The organism is Candidatus Pelagibacter sp., assembly GCF_052048095.1.
In the GTDB taxonomy this organism is placed as follows: Bacteria; Pseudomonadota; Alphaproteobacteria; order Pelagibacterales; family Pelagibacteraceae; genus Pelagibacter.
This window is the reverse complement of the sequence record NZ_JBNAKG010000001.1, coordinates 663,340-689,397: the sequence shown is the minus strand read 5'-3', so window position 1 is coordinate 689,397 and position 26,058 is coordinate 663,340. Positions and strand designations below refer to the sequence as shown.

The window sequence follows — 26,058 nt, the reverse complement described above, 5'->3', positions numbered from 1 at the left end:
ACAATACATTAATAATTAACTAATAAATTAAAATAAATCAATGACCGAAACACTTCAAAAAAACTTAGATGAGATTAATAAATTACCTGGTCTAAAAAAAGTAAAGAATGAAGTAAAAGCATTAGTTGCTTATTTACAAAGTTCTAAAGAAAGACAAGAACAGGGTTTGGGAGATGGTCCAGCACTTACTTTACACTTAATTTTTTCTGGAAACCCAGGCACAGGTAAAACAACAGTAGCTCGAATACTGGCAAATATTTATAGAGATCTTGGTTTAATCCAAGGTGGAAAACTCTTTGAAGTTACAAGAAGTGATTTAGTGGTTGCTGAAAAAGGTAAAACTGCTTTAAGGGCAGCTGACAAATACAATCAAGCTTTGGATAATGTTTTGTTTATAGATGAAGCTTACACTCTTATTAATAAAAAAGATCCAAACGATAATGGTCAAGAGGCAATCGATGAGTTGTTAAAATATATGGAAGATTATAGGGATAGATTAATAGTAATTGTGGCAGGTTATGAAAAAGAAATGAAAGATTTTATAAATGCAAATGCAGGATTAGCTTCAAGATTTAAAAAAAATATTAATTTTGAAAATTATAATGATTTAGAGCTTTACCAAATATTTTATAAAATGTGTCGTGATAGTAATTATATGATTGCAAATGATGCCAGTGTAACAGTTAAAAATTCTTGTAAAAAGCTAATAGAAATGACAGGAGATACATATTCAAATGCAAGAGATGCTAGAAGATTATTTGAAAGTAGTATTCAATATCAATCATTAAGACTACAACAAAAAGAAAACAAAACTAAGATAGATTTAATGATGATTAAAAAAGAAGATGTTGAAAATGCAATAAATAACTTTGGTTAAATCGATCTTCGAGATCTAAAATGAGCAACAATATAACTTCTTACAAATTCATAAGCTAATATTATAAATGCTATGAAAGTAATGTAAGGAACATAATTCAAAATTCTAAGATAGCCATAATATAATTCTTGCAGTTTAGTTGTTTCATCTAATTGTATTTGATGAAGTCTTTCTGCAATTAAATGAACTTTAGGTTCTGAAAGTTTGTTACACTTATCTAAGATTTTATATAACTGAAGTTTATTATAGTAATTAACTAATTGAACTAAATTGTTTTCAACGGCGTAACAGTTAGCAGCTAGATTATTGTATACATCATTTACAGTAAGTTTTCTTTTTGTAATTAAACCATCACTCAAACTTCTATAAACCTCTCCTACCTCTTCTTCTGTAGGATTTTCTTTTAAAACAATTTCAATATTTTCTTCTAATTGCTCTAAAGATTTTTCTCCCTCTTTAATTACAGTTTTGTTAGTTGTTTCATCAGGTAAAATAACTTTAATAATATCTTCTTCAGATTTCTTGGCTATAACAGGTGGTACTCTTCCCTTACCAAACTCACCAAATAGTTTTCTAAAAGTGAATGAAAATATATTAGAGTCCATATCACTATGTTCATTTTGCATTAAAAATACATTAGCCATTAAGCTAGTGTCAGTTTCTTTATTTAAAAAATTATAACCCAGACCTAGCGAATAATAAATTTCATCATTTCTTGGCATGTCCACATTAAATGACGATCCTGATGTATATCTCGCTTTAGATGTCGTTCCTTCTAGAAAGTGATCTTTAGAAGCAAACATTGCTATGTTAAACTCATTGGAAATTTCATCTTTTTGGCTGGTATCTTTTCCAACAGAAAGTCCAATTTCAGGTTTTACGATAAATAAATTGTCATTTTCAATTGTTAAAGCAAGTTCACCACCTGTTTCTTCTGTATCACTTTTTATAACATACGTAGAATTAATTTTTGCTGATGGTGCTAAATTTAAACCTGCAAATTCAAATTTTTTAATATACTGTGCTTCTTGGTTAAAACCTATATCCCAGTAATCTGACAAATATTTATCGTTAATTGATGCACCAGAGATAACTACATTTCTTTCACTCTCAGTTTTAGAAACATACATTCCCGAAATTAAATTTATACCATAATCTTCTTTATCGATTTGTCTAAATAATGATGCATGCATTGAATATGTTTTTGAATTACCATAACTATTTTTATAATCTGTGTCTGTTCCTGTAAAACCATAAGAATAACCTGTAAATTTATTATCATCATTTTTGAATTGTTGACCAAAAAGAATACCTGCTGTCTCTGATTTGTAACCTGTGTATGATGTTCCAATATTGTCTCTATTTGCAGTTGTTCCGTATGTTCTAATAAATGTAGCTGAGTCATCTGATCTAAAATCATTTAGTAATGATTTATTTTTGTTATTTTTTATGAACCCTAAAACGGATTGATCTGAATAATCAAAGTATTCATCATAATTTTCTTTTTTTCCAAATAAACCTGCTTCTTGTAAAGAAGCCAATGTAAGTTCATCGGTTGTGTTTGCAAAATTACTTACCAAAGAAGTGCTCATATTAGTTGATGTAACGTTATTTAAAGCTCTATTAAAGTGACCGTGATTTAATGCAGGTTGAGCATAAGCAGTTGTGAAAACTGTACCTTTTAATTTTTCTAGTTCTTTATTTACTGTTGCTGTATCTGTACCACTATCTGTAAGATGATTTTTTACACTTACAAATTTAGAAGCTGTATTTGTATCGAAAATTTCTGCTATGTCTTTAAAGCCAGAAATAGTCGTTTTACTTTTCACTGTATCAACGCTAGCCTCACCAAGTGTAAGAAATACTCTTCTTAAACTCGTGTCATAAGAAATTGATGTTGTAAAGCCAGAAATATTGCTGGAATTATTAACAGTAGTTGATGCAAATGTTCCTGACAATGTATTTCCTGATCCACTATTTCCATCAATTAAAGTATAAACTCCTGCCGAATAAGTTCCTGAAGCTGGTTCTAAAACTAATGAACCATCTAACGAAATATCTCCATTAACAATTATTAAATCGGAGTTTGAAGGATCAAACTCCATTGTAGTTGTTGAAGAACTATCTAAAGTAAGATTACCATCAATGGTCAATGTTCCAATACTATTTCCAGGTGCCAAAGAACCACCGGTTGATGTTACATTACCTCCTAGTTTACCTCCACCACCTAATGTTGCACCAGCAAGTGTTATATTATTTGAAAAAATTGTTGTAGCAGAGTCTGATGCTGTACCAGCATAAATTGTACCACTGTTAAATGCTATAGGACCTGAGATATCATTATTGCCTCTAAAAGTCATTACACCTGAACCTGAGTATGTAAATCCTCCACTACCTCTTAATCTCCCTGTAAATGTTTTTTCTCCAGAACCATTAATTGTTAAAACTTTAGAACTTGCAACATCTACATTACCAGCATCAGCTAATGATGCTGCTGTAATACTTTCATCTAGATCAAATTCTGCTCCACTTTCAATGATAAGATCAGTTGATGAATTAATGCTTCCTCCTGAAGCTAACTGTAAAATTCCTTCTGTAACTCTTGTCTCACCTGTGTAACTATGTGTTCCTCTTAAAATAGATCTTACAGATCCCATTTTTTTAAACCCACCAGACCCTGCTAAACCATAAATATCATTATTAGCTGTACCTGGATTAACTGTCAGCATTCTTCCGTTTGCAATTGTTGTTGTTGTTCCACTACTTGAAGTAAAATCTGCTACAGTAGTATTTTCATTAACATTAAGTGAGCCTGAACTTACAGTCATATCAGCACTTGAATTAACTGCTGAAGTTGAGTTTAAATTCATAGTACCACCACTTAATGTAACTCCAGTAGTATTAGAAAGAGCACCAGTAACTGTTAAAGTTCCAGCTGATACTGTAGTAGCTCCAGAATAACTTCCTGTACCTGCAAAAGTTGTTGTACCTGATGAAGTTTTAGATAATGCTCCAGCTCCACCTAGTGTTGCTGTTGAAGCAATTGTTCCTGAACTTACAGTGTGTTGGTTAGAAGCATTAATAGTTCCTCCACTAATTGTACCTGAAGTTAAATTTACATTAGCTACAGTGTCAGTGTTTGAATTTAAATTTAAAGTACCACTATTTTCTACAGTAAGATCTTCATCATCAGGTAAAAAATTAGAGGCTGCCATTGTTACAGTAGTGCTAGCACCGGATATTCTTGTGTTAATATTGTCATTTGAGCTGTCTGTGGTATCGATAAATGCACCAAGAGTATGAGATGCTGCTATAACTATATCTCCTTGACCTTTAACTTTACCTGTGTGAGATGAAATATCTGTGACAGTTAAAATATTATCACTTTGAATATGAATTGCACCAGCTCCTGAAACTGTATTTACAGTATTGTCTTCAGCAACATAAAGTCTAGACGCTGCTCCATTTAAAGTAATATTGGTTGTGCTTACTAAAGCATCTTCAGATTCTAAATATAATCTTCCATCTCCAGAGACATTTATTGTTGTCGAGTCAATAGAAGATCCACTTTGAAGTCTTAATTGACCATTTGTAATTGAAGTTGTTCCTGTATAAGTACTGTCACCAGTTAAGTTTAATCTACCCTCGCCTTTTTTTGTAAAACCACCAGCACCAGAAATAATACCACTGATAGTTCTTGTAGTTGATGATCCATCAGCATCACCAGTTGTTAATGTTTTTGAGCTAGCAATTTCAATGTTACCAGCACCAAATACACTTCCTATTTCATCAGTTTCATCAACATCATAAACAGCACCAGAAGCTACTGATACAATAGTGTTATCATTTAAAGTTCCTGAAACAGTTAACCTTCCGTTACTAATTGTTGTAGATCCAGAATATGTATTAGTTCCACTTAGTGTTAATGCGCCAGAACCTAGTTTTCTTAAATTACCAGTTCCTGAAATTACTCCACTCACAGATGAAGAATTACTGTTAGTTAGTTTCAAATTATCATCTAAGACTATCGCGGCTGCTGTAATTCCTGTACCGTTTAATGTTGAGCTTGCAGAAATAGTTATTGTACCAGAATATGATTGTGTTCCTGTTGTTGTTACATTTGCGCCTATATTTGATGTCCCTGATACTGATAAATCAGTTACTCCTGATATAGCGCCATCCAAGTCTAAATTACCAGTAACTGTTAAAGCGTTCGATCCACCTGTTACGGCAGCGAGTGTAACTGTTGAACCTTGTAGTGTTCTATCTCCACCAGAAAGTGTTGTTGTACCAGAATATGATTGTGTTCCTGTTGTTGTTACATTTGCGCCTATATTTGATGTACCTGATACAGCTAATGTTGTTGCACCTGAAATTGAAGCATCTAAGTCCAGTGCACCTGTTATATCTATATTTGCTAAAGCATTAGTTGCTCCTACTATACCTGAAAATTGAACTGACCCACTTCCAACTGATAATGTTAAATCTCTTGCGCTACTATTTGAGTTTACTGTATTACCAAAAGTAATACTTGAATTAGTAGTTGTTAATGTATTTGCAGCACTCAATGTAGTTGCACCTCTATAAGTTTGCGTACCAGTTGTTGTGATATTGCCACCTATGTCAGAAGTTCCAGAAACAATTAAAGATGAAGATCCTGTGCCATTACTAATTGTTCCGTCTAAATTTAAACCAGCTATTGTTTGGGTTGTTCGAAGATCTAATGAAGAACTTGATGCAACTGTTAAAGAAGTAGAGTTTGATAAAGCTCCTGTTAGTATTACTGAACCACCAGAAATTCTTGTGTTACCTGAATAAGTATTTGTTCCAGATAAAGTTAAAGCTCCAGAGCCAGATTTAGTTAAACTTCCAGATCCTTGGATAACTCCACCAAAAGTCGTATTGCTTCCAGAAGCAGACGTTAATGTTGTAGAATTAGTTATATCAATAATACCTGAACCAGAGATAGAACCTATAGTATTTGATGCATCTACATCAAAAGTAGCTCCGGAACTCACAGAAACATTTGTCGAACTATTTAAAGTACCTGTAATTCTTAAAGTTCCAGCAGAGATAGTTGTATTTCCGGTATATGTGTTTGTGCCAGATAGTATTACAATACCATCTCCAGTTTTTTCTAAATTATTACTACCACTTACAGCACCACTTAGAGTTAATTGTGTTCCATCAACGTCTACAATTGAATTTCCATCTAGCGCAACACTTCCAGCTAAAGTACTAGTACCTGTTGATGTTGAAATAGTACCTGAGCTTCGTACTGTCTCTGTTGTTGAATAATTTACGTTTTGTAAATCAAGAGTAGCACCTGATGAAATATTTGTGATGTTACCAGTATCCCCTAAAGCATCATTTGCAGTTACAGCAACCGTACCAGCAGAAATATTTACCGGTCCTGAAAATGTATTAGTTCCAGAAAGAGTTAGTGTGCCAGTCCCTTGCTTTGTAATTCCTCCAGTACCTGATCCACTGTCACTTCTTATTACTCCTGAAAATGTTGTTGAAGTATTATCACCCCCAACTGTTAACTGAGTTTTATGTCCAATATCAATAGTACCTGCTCCTGCAATTGAACCTACTGTTTCATGATTGCTAGTATCAAACAATGCACCTGTTGCTACTGTCAATGCAGTTGTGTTTGGTAAAGAGCCAGTTAAATTTAAAGTACCTCCACTTATTGTAGTACTTCCAGAATAAGAGTTTGTTCCAGCAAGAACTAAAGTTCCACTGTCTTCTTTAATCACATTTCCTGTAACAGCAATTGGATCTGAAACCGTAATTGTATTACTAGATGTATCAAAAGTTAAATCTCCAGTCCCAGTAAAAGAATTTCCAGAACTTACATTAAACGTCATATTATTAGAGTTTGCAGCAATAGTTGCATTTCCATCAAGAGTAATAAGTCCTGAATAAGTATTATTTCCACTTGTATTTATTATTGCACCCTTATTGGTAACAGAGGATGTATTACCTCCACCAGATATAGTGATATTGTTTGAGAGATCTCGTTTTACTCTCATCTCACCACCAGAATTAATATCTATAGTTGCGTTTCCATTTATAGATGAGTAGTTATCAATAATAAATCTTCCTTCGCTATTAACAGTCACATTAGTTTGTCCTAAAGTTGCTGTATTAGAAGAAGTTCCTGCTAATCTTAAAGTGCCAGCATTAATTGTTGTAGTACCTGTGTAAGTATTTGATCCTAATAATTTAAGTTCACCTGTTCCTGACTTTGTTAAAGCTCCAGTTCCTGAAATATCTCCTGTTAAATCTTGGTCAGAACTTGATGAAAATGACAAAGTTCCTGAATTAGATATGTCTCCAGCATAATCTCCTGACCCTAAAGTTCCTGATATTTCAAGCGTTCCAGCAGAAACTGTAGTATTTCCAGTATAAGTATTAGTGCCTGATAGAGTTTGAATTCCACTACCAACCTTTACAACATTTATTGTTGCAGCACTTCCATTTCGATCTGAGCCACTAATAACACCACCAAATGAGTTATCATTATTGTTACCTATGTTTATTGTTTCTGTGCCACCTGTATTTCTCTGAACTGTTCCACCTGAACCTGTAAGACCTCCTACATAAAAGCTGCTACCAGTTCCTCCGTTAATATAAAGTTTACCTGTTGAATTAAGATCAACAGTATTTAAGGTAGAACTTGAACCTATTACTTCTTCATTGTTTAATTGAAGAATTGAACCATCTGTAACATCAAATGTTGCTCCACTAATAGAGTTAGAGTCGTTGTCTAAAGTAACTCTAGTACCAGTTATTGTAATATCATTATTTGATGAACTAATTTTACCAGTAAAAGTTGTTCTATCGGTTCCAGCATCATGGAAAGTAACATTTCTGTTTAAAGTTATATCTCCACTAAAGAAAGCATTGTTAAAACCACTACCTGAAGATCCAATTACTGGATTACTTGCTGTACTGTTATTTGCAACAACAATATCAGATGCTAAAGTTGTCGTTAACGGTATTAAAAGTTGAGGAGTATCTGAACTTGTTGTTGAACTATCTGTTAATGTTACTGTTGAAGAAGATGATAAACTGGTAACTATCAAAGTTCCAGCTCTTACAACTGTACTACCAGTAAAAGTATTTGAAGATGAAGATAAACTCATTGTTCCTGCTCCATCTTTGATTAAACCAGAAGCAACAGCATTAGGATAAGTTGAACCAACACCATTTTCGATTGCAGCACTAATTGTTAAATCAGTGCCACTTGCAACATTTCCAACATCAAAAGTAACATCTCTACTTCCAGATGCATTATTTGAAGTTAAACCAATAACAGCTGTACCAGAACTTGAAACAGTAGATGCACTAGAACCTGATACTGTAACATTATCATCAAAAACAATTCCAAGTGTTCTTCCTCCTGCAGAATGTCCTTGTGACATATTTATAGTGGCTCCACTCAAAGTGGTTGCCCCTAACATATTTATGTGACCTGTCGCATTCGTTAAAGTTCCATTAATAACCATTGTGGGTCTGGATGATGCTATGTGATTACCAAATACATCATGACTATCTAAAATCATTGTACCGTTGACTGTCACTGTTCCAGCAGAAATGCCAACTATAGTATTACCTGAATTTCCTTGCATTTCTAAAGTTGCATTACTTCCAACTGTAATATTTCCACTTCCAAGATTTATATCATCTTCAACTTGAACTTTTCCCAAGCCTGTAATAGTTAAACTGTTATTTTCTGAACCTTGGCTTGTAATTACTGTATTAGCATCTCCATCATACAATCTTAAAGTATCACCAGAAGCTGCACCAATACTTGCATCTGCATTTAATTGAATTGTTGAATTATTAAACGCTGTATTATCTGATCCACCGTCAGAAAGATACAAAGCCCCAACATTTCCAACTCCTGTTCCTTCAATTGTAATTACTCTCGTATTAGATTGAAAATTTTTATCGTCTAAATCTAAAGTAGCACCACTTAAAACATTTACTCTCTGAGAACTTGTGCCGGATGTACTAGTAATTCTGAACGTACCAGCGTTAATATTAATTGTACCATTAAATGGATTTGAACCTGTAGTAGTTAACCGGCCAGAACCTGATTTATTCCAAATACCAGAACCAGTCACACTTCCAGAGAAAGTTCTATTCGTTCCATCACCAGCAGTTAAAGTAACTCCACTTGCAATATCAATTGTTCCAGCACCTTCAATTGAACCTACAGTATCTGAACCATCTACATCATAAGTTGCACCACTCGAAACACTAACTCGCGTTGTATCAGATAAAGTATTAGCGCTACTTGCTCTTAAAGTACCTGCGTTAATACGAGTTCTTCCAGTATAAGTAAGTTGAGAGTCCATTAAATCTAATGTTGCAGAACCAGTTTTAGTTAGACCACCAGTTCCTGAAATCACATTTGCACTTGAGTCAGTTATACTAGGCTGAAGCAATGAGCTATAATTATTATAAGATAAGTTAGATGTTATATTTAAAGTAAGTGTATTGCTCCCTGTTATGTTGTAATTGTCAAATCTTGTCTGCAAACAATCTGTGCTACTTCTATAGTTAGATGATTGACATGCTGAAGATTGATTGGATGCATTATTGTTCCAAGTAGTAGAACTTATTGTAGTGTTGCTATTGATTGTCCAATTAATATCAATTGCGTGTGAATGATTGATAGTTAGCAATGAAAATAACAAAAAAACTAAAGGTATCTTAACTATAATTTTTAAATTAAAAGTGCTCACTTTTTAAATTTCTTGATCTTAATTTTTGAATTAAACTGTTTTAAAGTCTTAATAAAACTGCTTTATTTATATCAAATTCAACTATATATAGAAACTATAACATGAATTTTATGATTAAAAATTTCTTAAAGTTAGCGCTAAGTCTTGCGTTCATCACTGGTTTTAATTCAATATCTATTGCTGAAGACAAACCTAATTCTTTAACAAAACAATATAGAGATTGGGTTTATAGATGTGTGAATGTAAACAAAAAAAATCAATGCGAAATTATTCAAACTTTAACAATCAATAACACTAACATTCAATTTTCTTTCGCTTTTTCAAATTTCATTAATGAAGATAATGAACTGAAAGAAGTGTTTAATATAATCACTCCTCTAGGTGTTAATTTGAATAAAAAAGTTGGTGTTAAATTTCATGAAGGAACCGCAGTAAACTTAAGTTTTACAAAATGTGAGGCTTTTGGTTGTGTGATTACATTGTCAGATAATAGTAAAGACAATGCGGAAAAAAGTTTGTTTAAACAAATTAAAGCTGCACTTAATAAATCTGTTTTCTTTGAGTTAAGTATAGATGCATTTCAAAAAGATCCATTAGTTATAAAAAGCTCCCTACAAGGGTTTAACAACGCGTATAAGGAATTGAGTAATTCTAAAAGTTAAAATTTTTTAATGAACAATGTAAAAAAATATACAGGCATTGTTTTATTAATCTTTTTAGTTCTCATTAAAATTCAAGATAGCAACTTTGTTATGAAAGTTGAAAATATTTTATATGATGCCTATCAAACTATTTTTATTGAGAAGAGTGATTACAATGAAGTTGTAATTGTAGATATTGATGAAAAAAGTATCGGTGAAATTGGTCAGTTTCCATGGCGAAGAGATGTGTTTGCAGATTTACTTAATCGATTAAATCAATATGGAGTATTGGTTGTTGCATTTGATATATTTTTTAGTGAAGAAGATAAACAAAATCCAAAAAAAATTTTAGAAGAATTTAATATTGAAAGTGACACTGTAATTGATAGTGATCAAAAACTTTTAGAAAGCATTCAATCATCAAACGTTGTCTTGGCAGTCCTTGGTGACGTATCAGATTATAATAAAGAAAATTTATCAAAACCAAAAACAAATATAATTTCAAGAGGAATGGATGCCTCTGATTATGTTTATAGTTTTAAAAATAAAATTACATCTTTAAAAAAATTTAATGATGTAACATCAGGAATTGGAACTATCTCCTATTTAGATAGCCCTGATGCGGTATTAAGATCTGTTCCAATTTTTTTAAAGATAGGTGGAGATGTTTGGCCTGCTTTAAGTTTAGAAGCATTAAGAGTAGTGCATGGTCATAAAAGTATTTTAATTAACTCTGATGAAACAGGGATTAATTTAATTAAAACAAGGAAATATCAAATTGAACCCGACCCTAATGCCATCGTTCATATAAAATATAAAGAGTTCAACAAAGAAAATTATATTCCAGCAGTTGATGTTTTAAATATGGAAGTTGAAGCAGAAAAACTAAGAAACAAAATGGTTATCATTGGAAGTTCTGCTGCTGGGTTATTTGATTTTGTAAAAATTCCTAATGGAAATGTTATACCAGGTGTTCAAACTCATGCTCATTTAATTGAAAATATTGTAAACAATGATTTTATAATAAAAAATATTTACACAACGATTGTTGAAAATATATTGCTAATTATATCTTTAGTATTAGTTCTAATTATACCAAATAAAATTTTACCAAAATTTAGTATTGTTTTTTTTACTGGATTAGTTGTGTTTCTCTTTATATTGAGTATGAGTGCATACCAGTATAATTATTTTGTAGATGTATTGTATATAATCTTAAGTTCTTCATTGCTTTTCTTAACAACATTATATTTCAGATATCTAAGAGAAAACGAAATTGCTATTGAAAATGAAAAAAAACAAATTGTTTTAAAACAAGAAAGAGAAATTGCTGGTGAAGTTCAAAAGAAACTCTTTCCAGCTGAATTTTCAAATAAGGAGTTAATTTACGCTAAAAATGTACCTGCTAAAGACGTTTCGGGTGATTATTACGATTATATCTCGATTAATAAGAATGAAATTTATTTTACTTTAGCTGATGTATCAGGAAAAGGAGTAAAAGCTGGTATTTTGATGGCTAATGCTGCTGCAGTTTTTAGATCAATGGCAAAACTTGAAAAGTCTGTATCCACAATAGCAAAATTTATCAATAATCAAGTAGCTGACAACTCTTATCAGGGAATGTTTATCACCGCTGTAATTGGAAAATTAAACATAGCAGAAAAAGAAATTGAGTATATAAACCTCGGTCACGAACCTATAATGGTATTTGATAAAAATTATGAATTTGAATATTTGAAATCAACGCTTCCACCACTTGGTATAATGAGTATTGAAGATGATGGCTTTTTTCAAACTAACAAAATCAATATTAAAGACAAAAATTTAATGATTTATACTGATGGTGTGACTGAAGGTTATTTAGAAAATGGTGAAGAACTTCAGGTTGCCGGATTAGAAAAGGAATTAACGAACAATAAACTAATTAATACGACTGAAATAATAGAACACGTTAGCAATATTTTAACCAAAAGAAATGCACCTTTGAGAGATGATGTTACCAGTATGGTAGTTTCAGGTCATTAATCTTATGAAAAAAATTTTAATCATACTTATCTTATTTGGTTTTACTTCAATTTCTAAAGCTGAAGTTACCTATTTGGAAATTTTAAAAGATCCTACTGATTTAAGATTAAACCTTCAATATGCAAAGGAACAAGAAGCTTTAGGTGAATTTAAAAGTGTAATTGCGACATTAGAAAGATTAACTGCTCTTTATCCAGCTAATTTAGATTTAAAATTATATTTATTATCTGTTGCTGTCAAAACAGATAGTACAGAAAAAGTTTTAAGATTAATTGATGAGATTAGGCAATCTGACGAAATTACTGATGACGTAAAAAAAAGAGTAGCTCAAGTCTTTGATGATATTAACAAAAAGAAAATTGATGATGAAAAAGCTGATGCTCGTAAACAAGCAAGAAAAATTGTTGAAGATGTAGAAAAACAAACGGAAAGATCTACAGGTTTACTAAGTAAATTTACTTTTTACCAAGATATTGGTTACAAAACTGCACTGCATTCTAATGTTGGTAATGTTTCAGCTACTGCTACTCAATTATCAGGTGGAGTTGCAGTAGCAATGAACGGTGTGCAAGGTGATAATATTGAAACATATAACACTTTAACTGGTGTCATATATCAAATAAACGATACCTCAAATTTATCTTTATCATTAGGGACGTCTTCGTCTGAACAGAATAAAGGTACAACAGATGAAAATGATACAAACTCATTTTCTACAAGTTATAGTAAATTTTCAGAAAAAAATTCATTTACAACGTCTTATTCATTTACAGATACTAATACTCGAAGAGCAGCAGACACATATGCAAATAACTTAAGTTTTAATAATACATATAGCTTAACCAATAATCATAGGTTTAATGGTGGACTAACTTTTACAACAAATAAAGGTGATCAAAATCCTTCAAATCTAACTCGAAGAGCTTCAAATACCTGGAGCCAGGGTTATTCTGTTGGATACGACTTGCTAATGGGCGAAGGTGCTCAACATAAATTAAGTGTTAAATATTCTTTTACAGATACTCATGCAATTGCAAATTATAATGCATTTGATAATCATACATATTCAGCTTCTTACACAGAAAATACTCCTTGGGGTAATTTTACTTATAGCTACTCTAAATCTGACAAACAATATGATGAAAGAGATAGTTTTGTAAGTTCGTTGCTCACAAGAGAAGAGGAATCACAAAGCCATACGGTTTCGATGAATGGTAGTATAGGACAAATAATGAGATCAATGCCTGTGATAGAATTGCCTGAATGGATAATTAATCAATTGAATACGCTTACGTATAATATGTCATGGGCTGAAACAAATAATGAAGGTCGCCTGCTACAGCACAATTATGATAAAGAAACCTTCACTTTTGGCCTTACAAAAAGGATTTATTATTAAAATAAAGCATATATAAAGACGTTAAAATGAAAATTTTCCTTAAGTTATTTGCTATAATCCTGCTTTTTACTAACGTATCTAATGCGTCAGAAATAGGTGTAATTGGTTTTATAACTGGCGAAGCATTCAATCAAGATGGTAAAAAATTGAGTGTAGGAGATCCAATATATTTTGGAGATACAATAACAACAAATGAAGGCGGAAAATCTCAAATACTTTTTGTAGATCAAACTGTCATGACGGTTGGCTCAAGCACAGAGCTAACAATTGATGAATTTGTATATGACGCTAAAAAAACAGAAGGCAAGCTTCTTTCAACAATAAAATCAGGGAGTGTAAAAGTTCTTACAGGTAAAATTAGCGAAAAAAATCCTGAAAATCTTGTAGTTGAAACTCCAGCTGGAACAATTGGAACAAGGGGTACTGAATTTAAAGCAGCAGTTGATCCTGAAACTCAAAAAAGTAAAATTTTATTAATTGGTCCTGGACCTAAAAATTCACTTGGATTAAGACCTGGTGCCGTTGAAGTTTCTAACGCTGCTGGAACTGTACTGTTGGATAAACCTTACTTGTTTACTGAAGTAAATCAAAACACAGCTCCGAAGCAACCAACTATTATTCCACAAACCGAATTAAAAAAATTTCAAGAGCTTGAAATTGAGCCTGACGCGCCAGTTACAGATAGCAACCAACAAGATGAAGAAATTCAATTAGCAGGTAATGAAGATGAAATAAAAGAATTGATTAAAGATGAGATTTTTGCAGGTGATGAAGATGTTGGTGATTTAGTTTTAGATACACTAGTTACAGCATTAGCAAAAGATGATGGTGGTATTACAGCTCAATTATTAGGAAAATCTTTTTTAAATAGTGGAGCAGCTATTCCAAGAGCTTTAATCCCAGATGACGTTAAAGAGCAATTACCTGAAGGTGTTGATATAAACTCACCTGAAGCTGATGCTTTTTTTGCAAATGAACTTCAAAATGAATTAGAAAAAGTTATGCTAGTATCAGCAAGGATTGAAGATGTTGAATTTGTTCCAACTGAATTTAATCAATTTAATGCTGGCTTCAGTGATATAAAAGTTCCAATTTTTAATGATGAAACTGGTGATGTTGTTTTTTTAGAAATGGGAGATATAGATTTTAAACCTCAATTTGCTGGTTTAACTGGAAACAATTTAGATTTTGGCGAACCTTCATTTAATGAACAAATTTTTTTAAAAGGACAAGATCGAGTAGCAATCGATTTAGAAAAAGGTAGGTTTTTTGAGCAAGAAGTTGATCCACAAATCGAAGCTTTAAATCAAAGATTTGAAACTCTTTTAGCCTCTGGTGCTACACCACAAGAGTTAGATGAAGTAGCATTTGAAATAGATCAAGTAATTTTTGAAGCAAATGAAGCTGCGCAAGCTTTTGAAGTGAATGCTTTTCAAAATCAATTTGGCAATGACTTTAAATTAGATGTATTCTCAAATGAAGATTTCCAAAGAACAAAAGAAAGTTTCATTTTTGATACAAATCAGTATTCAAATGAATGGAAAGAAGCAAGTCAAGCTGGTTTTGTTCCAATTTTTGAATTAGATGGAAGAGTTAGTAGATTTCAAAAAGATGAGGCTGATACTCAATGGCAAATAAGAGATGAACAATACGAACAAGAATATTCACAACAATTTCCTGAAATTTTTGCTGCAGAAAAAAAAGCTGAAGAATTAGGTCAATTAGCTGAACAAGAAAGAAAAATTATAACAATACAACTTAATGAAGCAAAAGATAGGGGTGCAACACCAGAAGAGCTAACTCAAATAGCTAGTAAAGCCAGTAAAGAGTTGGAAAAAATAAATGTTGAGGTAACACAAGTTAAAAAAGAAATTAAAATTGCTCAAATTAAAACTGAAGTAATTGAAATTGGTGCTGAAGAAATTATAGCAAGAGAAGCACCAAAAGAAGATGTTAAAGTTGAAGAGGTAAAAGAAGAACCGAAAATAGAGCCAAGAAAAATAGAAACCCCTAAAATTTCTTTTGATGAGGCTTTAAGAAAATTTATCGTAGTTAAATATCCAACAAATCCATTAGAGGTTCCTGGTTACAGAGAAGAAGTTAACTCATTTACTGTTGGAACTACGTCTTATACTGACTTAAATACAAGATCAACTGGAACTGATACTTATACTGGAAAAACAACAAATTTAATTGTTGATAGGGATGTAAGTGGAGGAGCTGCTGCTGGAAGTATAGCAGGATCATTTAAACCAACTCACACAATTAATTTCAGTACAAGAACAATAAATCAAGGTGTTACTGGTTCTGTAAAGATTGGTTCTGTCACAACAGCAAGATCATTCACAACAAGTAAAGATTATAACTACAACACAGGCACAACTGGAAATGTAAATCCAGCAGCATCATTTTCTATAGATAGTTCTAGCAATGTTTCTAATATTTCAAGTTCAATTACTGGAGATATTACTAAAACTGTTCCTGCATCAGGTTATGAAGATTTATCTTCTGCTACAATATTTATGACTGTAGAATCTAAGTTTAACAATCAAACTAATAGATCGTTTGCAGATACAGTTGATACAACAGTAACAGTACAAACTACAGATGGCTCTGGAACTAACAAAGTATCTGGAGTAGCGTCTAATGGTAGAGACTAAGAAAACAATAATAGTTTCTTTGTTATTTCTTTTAATTCTTACAGAAAAATCTTTAGCAAATATCTATCAAATCACTTGCAAAACAAATGAAAATGGTAACTCACTAAAATCATTTTCTGTTGTTTACTCGTTTAATAGAGGATCAGTTGTATTGAATAAATTAAACAATAAAAAAACTAAATACAAAATAGATATTACTAAAATTCATAATAAAGATGGAATGATATTTGATGCTAAAGATTTATTTTACACACTAAATTTTAGCCCAGAATTTTCTTATATAAGAAAAAATGATTTTAAAACAAATCAAGCCCCAGAATACAAATTAATTGATGATGAACTAGATGAGATCACGGCAAAATGTTCTAAAGAAAAAATTGTTAAAAAAGAAAAAGAAAATTTAGATACAAACTTAATTAACAAACAAGTTAAAATAGATGAGAAAAATATAGAAGATATATTAAAAAGATTAAAACAAAATGAAAATATTAAAAATCAAGACTTAAATAAATTAATACAAAATCTAAATACATCTAATAGTAATACAAAAATTAACCCTGATCAGTTGAAAGAATTGTTACAATCTCAAAGCATTATTGGAAAGCTTACGTCTAAAGACACATTGGAAAAACTTAAATCTGAAGAGTTCTTAAATATGATTAAAGAAGAATTTAAGAAAATGATTAAAAAATAATTTAATCTTGGTTTAATCTTTCTCTATTACTCCAAGATATTGAAGTAATATTAACTTTATTTCTGCTTCCTATAGTTTTAAGAACACCAATTGTTTGGTTTTCATTTGCATCTGCATACACTAAAGTAATCTTAATTTTTCTGTTTCCAGGTGTGTATGTTTTTGGTTTAACTGAACAATCGGCATCTTTTGAACAATTTTGATAATAAACTTTTTCTAACTTCTTTTTAAACTGTGCAACTGTCGTTGATGTTCCTGAAGGGGCAGTTAATGTTAAAGGAAAACTGTTTCCATTAAAGTTACTTTTTGTCCACCCATCTAGATCAGCATTATTAAATTGAACTGTATCTTCACCAGTCATATATATACTATTATCAGAATTATCATCATAAAATGAAACTTCTACCCTTAACGGAGGTAAAATAACGTTTATATCATTGTTATCTTCCTCAACGTCAGCTTCTGAATAATCACCAACAGAACCCCCATATCTAATTATAAAGCTTCCTATATTTGAATTTGCATTTCCATCATCTTGCTCTAGTTGAGAGTCTGCTTCATCCCACACAAGATAATCAGCACCACCATTTGTTGGTTCACCTGTTGCAAAATTAGCACTTGCAAAATTAGTTACTGAAGCGTCTGTTCCAGATCTTACTTTCCAGAAACTTTCTAAATATTCAGGACCAGAGGTAAATCTCCATTCTCTCTCATCAAAAGTACCTCCTATTGTTTCGTCTGAACCATTCACCCATGATTTTTTTCCATCTGGTAAATCTAATTGTCCTACAGCTGTAGCATCTTCAGTAGTTTTTACATAAGCAAGATAACCTTGAAGGCCACATAAATTTTGATAACTAGCTTGAAAATCTGCTTGTGCGTAAGTTAAATCATCTTCTACTACTTGATAATAATGTTGAGCATTTGTTGGTTTTGTTACGTTACCAAGACTTACTTTTACAGTCCTTGTACCTGCTGACGAAGCAGTATGTTTAAATATAGCTGATTGTAATAATCCAACATAAGTTTTACAGCTAGCTTCTCCAGTTAATTCAACACTGTTTGTATTATTATCTGTTGCAGTTATACCCGCATCAGTTAACTCATCAGTTCCAAATGATATAACGTCACCTGATTGAGCGCCTGCAGATATAGAAATAGTCGCTTGATTTAATTGTCTTTCTTGTAATTTGATTACTCTTTGAGTTGAAAATCTTAACCTAGGGTCTCCTTCATTTTCAAGGCCACCATACTCTACAACAATACCTTTTGGCGCAAATACTTCAGTTCCTGCCCAATTAGTTTTTTCAGGTAAATCATTCCAATATAATTCATATTTTTTCTTACAATCAGCTTTATTTGATTGTGATATTGAGCTTCTCGCATCACAATTTCCTAAGCCAACAGTATGAGCAAGCCATTCAGTACTGCTGTTGTTTGGTTCATTTGGATACACCTTGGCCCAATCTTCAAATGGTGAACCATTCATCTTAAAAACTTCTCCAATTTGAGGTGCGGTTGATACAATTTCTGTACCAAATTCAACACCTGTTGTTGTTCCATTTCTATCCCAATCTGCTGTACCAAGATTTCCAGTGTCCCATACCAAACCAACACCATTATCTAAAAAACTTTCAGGGCCAGTTACCCATCTCCACTGAGTACAATTTGTATTAAAATTAGCTGGTACAGAGCCTTGTCTAGGTGTATCAACCCATACTATTGTCATCACGTTATCAATATCTTCATCAACAAATGCACCTGGATCATTGTTATCTCCTGGTTTTGGATTAGGAACAGTTAAGTTAGAACCAGTTAAATTTTGATAAACTGTTCTTCTATTCGTTCCCGTATAAAATGTTTCATTTGGCAAGATTGTGTCGCCTGCCATCTTACTCTGCCATGTTTCCATTGTCGGATTTTTAAATAGTTCATTGTACTGAGCACGTGATCTTCTTTCTCTACCTTCATCTAATTGTCTAAATCCACCACATTGTTCAGTTCTTGCTTCAGAATCACCATGACTGACTCTTAAGCCTCCTAACCAGCCAGTACTTTTAACCTTTTCTCTTAAAACTTCAGATTCATCTTGGCTAGTTACATTTGCCATATAACCTTGTTTTCCAAAGTAAGTAAGTCTATTTGCCATTCGTAAGCTACTAGTCCAAGTTCTATTCTCTGATAAAAATCTTGTTTCTGGTGTAGGAAAGGAGTAAAATTCATAGAAATGTTGAAAGCCATCTGTGTGATTATAAATGTGCAAAGGACCTAAAGAAAAAGTAATAACTCTTTCTCCAAGCTTTGGAAGTATTTCAGACTCAGTTGCTCCACCTAAATTATCTGTACCATCATCAGGTTCTATTTCTCCTACATTTTCTTCCTCTGCTATTACCTTAGAGTTGTAATACTTAATTCCTTCAAAAGCCTGTAACCAATCAGAAATTGGAGCACAAGGATCACCTGAGTCATTACCATCTACAAGTTCCCAATAACTTGGATTATCCAATGTTGGCACTTGAAATGTATCACTGCCTGAATTTGTAATACTTTGTATTGCTCGCCAAACTCTATTATTAAACCAGACATAATCATTTGCTGAATAAGATGTTGATCCACTCCATGCTGGAACGGTTGGATTGCTTCCAGTTAAATCATTGTGGATTAAAGTTAAAACTCCAGTATTATGGTTCCAGCCAGGGTATGTGTTTTGAGATCCCGCAGTTTCTGAATCTTCATCTAGCTGGCTATCATTTGTAGACGATGTATCTGCGATTATTCCTGTTGGAGCATCATCGAATGTTGTGTCATATTTTAAATAGTCTTCATTTTTAACGTATTCTGCTTTTCTTATAGTAGCTCTTGCGTAACAAATTTTTGTGCTTTCTTGAATATCGCCTTGATCCACAGTGCCGTCAAGATCTTGATCATAATTTACATCTGTATAATCCCAACCACCATATTCTACTATATAACCAGAAATAGCATCTAATGCTCCACTTGGTGTTGGTCTTAAAGGTAAATCATTCCATTTTCCATCACTGTTAGCTCCCCTATCACCTCTATTTATTTCCATATCAGCATAATCTTCACCTGGTGGGTCAGTGCCTACGTCATTTGGTTCATTGTTTTGCCAGTTTACATATGAATTTGTATTACCTAAATCTGGTCCAGACTCTGTGGCCATCGTGCCTTCATTTCTCCAGTCTGAATTACCTAACCAAACATAATGTTGAGCGTTTGTGTTTGAAAAATTACTTCCGTACATCTCAGATCTTGTTAGTCCAGCTTGGCCATGAAAAGTGATACCGCTATCATTGTCAATTGCGTCTCTTATAAAATTATTCTCTGCAGCATTATCAATTGAAACTAAATAACCTCTCATTCCACCACAAGTCGTTAATTCAGCTCTTCTTCTTGCTTCATCCCAACTAACAGCATCTGCCTGAGTTGGATTACCTATATTTGGTCTTGTGGTAAAATATTTATAATAATGTCCATTATTACTATTGCCGTTACTCTTAAATTGTATCCCATCACATCCACTTCCAAGTACTTCACTCCATTGTTCTTCTTTAAAATCATCAGCAGAAATAGACTCTTCTGCGAACCAAAGTTTACCATCAAATTCTGCACACTGACCTTCTGTATAAGTGGAAGAGGTGCTGAATGTTCCATAATTTGTATTATTAGTACATTGTTCAAGTGCTCTTTTAAAAACATAAAAATCTGAATTTGTTTCAGTTTTTGGAGATATTTTTATATCATCAGTGACATCTGGATCTGCAATATAAGGGCTTAAAGGAATTTCTAATGGAGATCCATCTTGACCTGTTAACTCTGATACATCTTGTTTGGAAATAGATATTTTTCCATCACCAACGTCTCCTTTAACCACTGGAGCTGAAACAATTTTTTCTAATGGAATTAATTGACCCTGAGGTCCAGTTCCACAAGATAAAATTCTGTATAAGACTATATCTTCTCCTGGTGGCACATTTTGTGCTGGAGCCATATCATCATCATCATCGTCAGGCGTACTGTCTACTTGTCTTGTTTTGTAATATGCAAGTTGTGTTTCCCATTTTGTACCAGCGGTACCTAAACCATAGATTTTAGCATCGTTTCTTTTTTTAACTTCTCTCGATGTGTTAAAATCTTTTGCAATATCACCAGCGCCCTCATTAAATTTATAATAACTCACCAAACCAGGTTCTGATCCTGTAAGTCTTTTTCTGTTATTGTTTGCAATATCGTCACCAGTTCTTGAAATATTCCAAATTCTCATTTCTGCAATATTTCCCTTCCAAGGTACACCTTGAATTTTAGGAACTCCTTTAAGATAGTTTGATGGTTGAAATCCATGTAATCCCTCACCAATTGCAAGTGGCCAGTAATCACCTTCAGGTAAAGTTTCAGGTTTGTTTGTATATCCAGATTTTGATCTAGCACCGATATCAGCATTATAAGTTCCAACTAAAACTCCATCCTGGTAAATCTTAACATTTCCTGTATCTGTAGAACCGGGTGTTCCACCATCCCAGACCCAAGCAATATGTGCCCATTTTTGTTTAACCGGTGTTCCAACAGTTCCACTTCCACCTAAAACTTTCTCTCCTAATCTTGGAGACCACCTATCATCAAGAACTTTAAATACTAAGTCCCACTCTCTACCCCATTCAAAAGCATGCATGTTATAGTCAGAGTCATCAGCGGCTTTCATATTTTTAATCCACATTTCTATGGTAAATTGTTTGGTTGGAAAATCTTTGAATTGTTTAACTAGCGCGAAAGATCTTTTTTTATAATCTATTCCAACGTTTGAATTTCTTGCCTCAACTCCTTTAAAATAAATTGATCTTACATAATCAGCATATCTTTGTACAAAAACTTCATATTCAATATCTTTAAATTTTGGATCATCATCACCAATATTATCATATAACCTTCTTGCAAAATAAATATCTTCCGTTGTATCAGTATAACCATGACGGTTTAAACATGTATTATTTGAGGCATCAATGTGAAAATCATTTTGAATATCAGCTAAACCAAAAGTATCAGCGTTCAATTGATCATTGATCCATTTCTGACCTTCTTGTAAACCAGTTTCTGATGCTAGCAAAACTTGTTGCATTACAGAATTTCTAGAAACTGATTTTAAATCACTGTCATAATAAAAAAACATTGAAGTTGTCATTACAGATAAAGCGGCAATCACTGCAATTACAAAAACTAAAGCAAATCCCTTTTGTTTTTTTTTTGTATACATTAGCTGTCACTCCAAAGCTGTTGTCTATCAATGAAATTATGAGAGTCTTTACATTTGTTAGATAGCATTCCATCATCTGTAATTCTTATACTTGGTTGAACACTTCTTTCTGGAAAATTAAACTTTATAATCGCTTCATCTGGATCTTTTGTTAAAGGAACAGTTTTTCTTCTAAACACTTTTTTATCTGAAGTTGCTTTAATAAAGCCACTTATTGTCATTGCAGCCTTTGTTTTGTAAACAATAATATTTTCCATGCCTGTTTCTGAGCAGTCAACTCTATTAACAAAAACTTTAGTGTCTTTATTATACTGATTACCTCTTAAGTCAGTTGCAATAATTCTTACTTTAAAAAATTTTTTATTTTGTGGTAAATCACTCCATCTGTTGTCATCATCTCTGTTTAAAACTAAATAGAAATCATCGTCTTTTTGATCTATTCTAAATCTGTTACTATGTTTTAAAGCTATATCACTGTCGTCACTTTTTAATTTACCTATATTAAATCTAACGATATCAGCTGTGTCTGGTTCTTGAGAAGATGTTACTTCTAATTTAGCAATAACAAGATCTTTTTTTGAATCTTCATCAAAATTTAAATCATCTTCATCAGAAATAGTTGTTAGAGTGGCAGAATTTAAATTTGTATCATCTAAAATAAACACATCTTTATCTCCAGGATTAATCTTAACACTCTTTAATGTAAGTCCTGTTGGTGTTGTGTTGGCAATATTATAACCAATAGTTACTTTTTTTATGTCTGAAACTCTTGCATTACCAGTATCATCAGTTTGCACTGCATAATAAAATGAGTCTGTTCCTGGCGTATTTCCTGAAAAAGCAGATGGAACTGTTTTGTATTTAAATGAGCCATCTGTATATACATATATTTCTCCACCTTGTGCTGTAGAAACGGTAGCTCTTGCTCCACTGTATGAAGCTTTTGCATTCATATCATAAATTTCATTTATATTTGGAAGATTGTTAGGTTTTTCCCAATCCATGGTTTTTGCTCTCCAAACCCCACTAAGTCTACAATTAATTGTTCTAGATGCTCCATCGATAGTTTGAGTTTTTAATGTTCCACTTGAAGCGGTACCCCTGCCACCAACTGTTTCACAGGTGTCTGCTGAAACTGCAACATTTAATAACTCGCCATTAGGATCATAAGATTTACTCAATAATCCGCTAACTTTATTAATGGTGTTATATGTATCATTCATATAATAGTATAAATTGTTAGCTTTAGGCATAGGTTTGTTTGATGCATTTGATTTAGGAACCCATCTTGGTAATCTTGCAATTTGGAAATTAGAATATTTAACGTCAGGTTGTGATTGAGTAAAAATTGCTATAGATCCACTTTGAAATTTTTTAAATCCATCAGATTTTAATTCTGGTTTAGCGCAATTCGTTGTGACCGTGTCCGTGCAATCAGTATCTGTTGGCAAAGCGATATTTGCTGGTGTAGCTTGATTATAATCTTTTAACACTCCTCCATCAAACTTTAAGTTAAAAGCTGTATATCTAATTCTGTCAGTACCAATTCTGAAAGGTTTATTCTCAATATTAACTCTTAAGTTATTTGATTTGTAAGTTGCAGTAATCAAATTTTTAATTCCAGTGTCTTTACCCCATCTCCAACAACCTCTTCTTCTTTGAGTGTGATAAGCTCCTGGGGCATAACTTAAAACACCAAAGCTGTATTCTCCATTTGTGTTGCTCCAACTCCCACTTTTATAACATTGTCTTTTAGCCTCTCCTCCGCTAGGTCTTGTTTCTGACATGTTTGCATACAAGTGATCATAGCCTTTTGCATAATATGTTATAGGTGAGCTTGTTCCTCTATTCCAAATAGTTGGTCCAGTTTCAGGATAAGCGGCTCCACTATCAGAAAAACCACAACCTTTTTCGTGAGTGAATTCAACGTTGTTAAAATGAGATATTGCATGACCAGATGAATTAGTTCCCCAATGTCCGTACCAATGCCACAGATACATATCAAAAACTTTATCAGCTACAGGCCCAAAAAAGTTTTCTTTATCCGAGGTAAAAGAACTTCTCTCATTTGATTTTAATGAATTTTTTAGACGTGTCTCACTAAAATTAGCATTATCTTTAATATTTAGATAATCAACTCCTGCGCAAGCTCTTATTCTTCCATCAGGCCATACTTTTAGTGCAGTAGCTGGTCTTGTGTATCCAAATGCCATTCCAACTAAATCATCATCCATCCATGAAGTCATTGGATTAACACAGTCAGGATAACTGCCCTGACAAATCATACCCTTCACTACTACATCTGAATATTCTTCATTGGATACATAAAAAGATGGTGAAGATAAATTTTGCTGAACATAAAAAGATTTTCCGTCTGCACTTACATCATAAAATGGTCCACCATTAGCTGTACTATTACCTCTTGACTCGTAGTTTCCTTTGTCTTGAGTAATACCTTTTCCACTCCATTCATGCATGTTGATATCAGACAACTGAGGGGCTTTATATTTATGAACTCTAATTTTGTAAGCTTTCTTCGCTACACTTTGATCATCAAAAGTTCCATCACTGTTGCAATCCACGTCTAAATCTGCCTCAACTGTTACAGTAAAATCTTGATAACCATTTGAGTTAAAAGTATAGCTTGAGTCATCATTTGATAAATCACCTTCGATTATTAAAGTTCCATCATAATCTTCATCTGAATCTTTTGAACCATCGTTATCAGTATCTGTAAAACCAGATGTTGCTGTTAAACCAGATGGAAGATCTTGACCAATTATTACTTTTCTTGTTAATCTTAATTTCATTTGAGAATGTTGGATGCTAGGGATACCTAAAATTTCAGGAGGTTTTTCTGCTCTTATCGTTATTGCTTCATGGGTTCTATATTCGTTATCAGTTCCAACTAACTCACCTTGGTGAAGCTCAATGATATCATCATCAGTTGTAAAGTTTGCAAGCTGTATATCTCGTTTTACATTATTAGCACAAGTTGCTTTTAAACTTCCGGTGAATGCTAAAACTTCATCTCTTTGGTCGTGTAGATCATTTTCATCTCGAGCGTAATATGTGTTCCCTCCATAATTTAAGTTTCTCATATATGACGAGGCACTGTATTTTTCAGTAATTTTTTCATCTTTTGATGTCATATTGATTTCATAATCAATATGTTTGCTTCTTATTCTTACTCCAAATTTACTAAAAAATTGAGCAACAGGTGTCCAATCGGTTTCAACATCATCATCGTCTTCTATACACGTAGACGTAACCCAAGTTTTCTTCTTTAAAATAGTTTTTTCTGTAAAAGGTGAGTATGGAACCTTCAACTCATATCTTATAAGCTTTCTCTGAATTTCTACTATTGGGTTATCATCATCATCATAGCCTGTAATAGCCTCTGTATCATAACAAAATTTTACTACTTCACCGATTTCTGTTGAATCAGCCACTTCTGTTCCATCATCATTTAAAACTGTGACTGGGTATTGAATTTCTCCGTTATCACTATCTGGATGTTTGTATCCTGCCATTCTGCTATCAAATTGTAATGTATGTAGAGCAAATCTAGCTTCTTGTTTGATATTGTTGTGGCCTATCTGACGAACAAATGTCCCTTGGAAATTATTATAAATCATATAAGACGCGCCCATAACTGTAGTTGCAATAACTAATGCAACTAAAACTTCAGCAATTGACATACCTTTTTGATATAAATATTTAATATTCAT

The 26,058-nt window shown here is 32.7% G+C and carries 9 protein-coding genes; 6 read left to right on the top strand and 3 right to left on the bottom strand.

The annotated features are described in order from the left end of the window. Positions 1-40 precede the first annotated feature (40 nt). The gene (locus tag ACTT9P_RS03535) at positions 41-877 is read left to right on the top strand and encodes an AAA family ATPase (RefSeq protein WP_440909315.1); all 837 of its coding nucleotides are present in this window, start codon (positions 41-43) and stop codon (positions 875-877) included. Here the strand turns inward: ACTT9P_RS03535 and ACTT9P_RS03530 are convergent. Then, entirely contained in the window at positions 874-9,639 is an 8,766-nt protein-coding gene (locus ACTT9P_RS03530; protein WP_440909314.1) for an autotransporter-associated beta strand repeat-containing protein, read from the bottom strand. The genes ACTT9P_RS03535 and ACTT9P_RS03530 overlap by 4 nt on opposite strands. Positions 9,640-9,749: 110 nt before the next feature. Between ACTT9P_RS03530 and ACTT9P_RS03525 the strand changes: the two genes are divergently transcribed. The 5 genes from ACTT9P_RS03525 to ACTT9P_RS03505 are packed head-to-tail and all read left to right on the top strand — an operon-like array spanning position 9,750 to position 17,058. Beyond that, a complete protein-coding gene (locus ACTT9P_RS03525; RefSeq protein WP_440909313.1) occupies positions 9,750-10,301 on the top strand; it encodes an invasion associated locus B family protein in 552 nt (183 codons plus the stop codon). A gap of 9 nt (positions 10,302-10,310) precedes the next feature. Then, positions 10,311-12,305, top strand: a complete 1,995-nt coding sequence (locus ACTT9P_RS03520; protein WP_440909312.1) for a CHASE2 domain-containing protein — start codon at positions 10,311-10,313, stop codon at positions 12,303-12,305. A gap of 4 nt (positions 12,306-12,309) precedes the next feature. After that, entirely contained in the window at positions 12,310-13,704 is a 1,395-nt protein-coding gene (locus ACTT9P_RS03515) for a hypothetical protein (RefSeq protein ID WP_440909311.1), read from the top strand. Positions 13,705-13,730: 26 nt separating this feature from the next. Then, a complete protein-coding gene (locus ACTT9P_RS03510) occupies positions 13,731-16,364 on the top strand; it encodes a FecR domain-containing protein (protein WP_440909310.1) in 2,634 nt (877 codons plus the stop codon). Further along, on the top strand, positions 16,351-17,058 hold the full coding sequence (locus tag ACTT9P_RS03505; RefSeq protein WP_440909309.1) for a hypothetical protein: 708 nt from the start codon (positions 16,351-16,353) through the stop codon (positions 17,056-17,058). The genes ACTT9P_RS03510 and ACTT9P_RS03505 overlap by 14 nt, the downstream gene beginning before the upstream one ends. Before the next feature lies 1 nt (position 17,059). Here ACTT9P_RS03505 and ACTT9P_RS03500 read toward each other — a convergent pair whose 3' ends face one another. Next, a complete protein-coding gene (locus tag ACTT9P_RS03500) occupies positions 17,060-22,327 on the bottom strand; it encodes a LamG-like jellyroll fold domain-containing protein (protein WP_440909308.1) in 5,268 nt (1,755 codons plus the stop codon). Next, a complete protein-coding gene (locus tag ACTT9P_RS03495) occupies positions 22,327-26,058 on the bottom strand; it encodes a PilW family protein (protein WP_440909307.1) in 3,732 nt (1,243 codons plus the stop codon). Before ACTT9P_RS03495 ends, ACTT9P_RS03500 begins: the two co-directional genes overlap by 1 nt.

Excerpts from the sequence above, each read along its gene's own strand:
- ACTT9P_RS03535 (WP_440909315.1), top strand. The coding sequence starts at position 41 with ATGACCGAAACACTTCAAAAAAACTTAGATGAGATTAATAAATTACCT.
- ACTT9P_RS03525 (WP_440909313.1), top strand. The coding sequence starts at position 9,750 with ATGATTAAAAATTTCTTAAAGTTAGCGCTAAGTCTTGCGTTCATCACT.
- ACTT9P_RS03520 (WP_440909312.1), top strand. The coding sequence starts at position 10,311 with ATGAACAATGTAAAAAAATATACAGGCATTGTTTTATTAATCTTTTTA.
- ACTT9P_RS03515 (WP_440909311.1), top strand. The coding sequence starts at position 12,310 with ATGAAAAAAATTTTAATCATACTTATCTTATTTGGTTTTACTTCAATT.
- ACTT9P_RS03510 (WP_440909310.1), top strand. The coding sequence starts at position 13,731 with ATGAAAATTTTCCTTAAGTTATTTGCTATAATCCTGCTTTTTACTAAC.
- ACTT9P_RS03505 (WP_440909309.1), top strand. The coding sequence starts at position 16,351 with ATGGTAGAGACTAAGAAAACAATAATAGTTTCTTTGTTATTTCTTTTA.
- ACTT9P_RS03500 (WP_440909308.1), bottom strand. The coding sequence starts at position 22,327 with ATGTATACAAAAAAAAAACAAAAGGGATTTGCTTTAGTTTTTGTAATT.
- ACTT9P_RS03495 (WP_440909307.1), bottom strand. The coding sequence starts at position 26,058 with ATGAATATTAAATATTTATATCAAAAAGGTATGTCAATTGCTGAAGTT.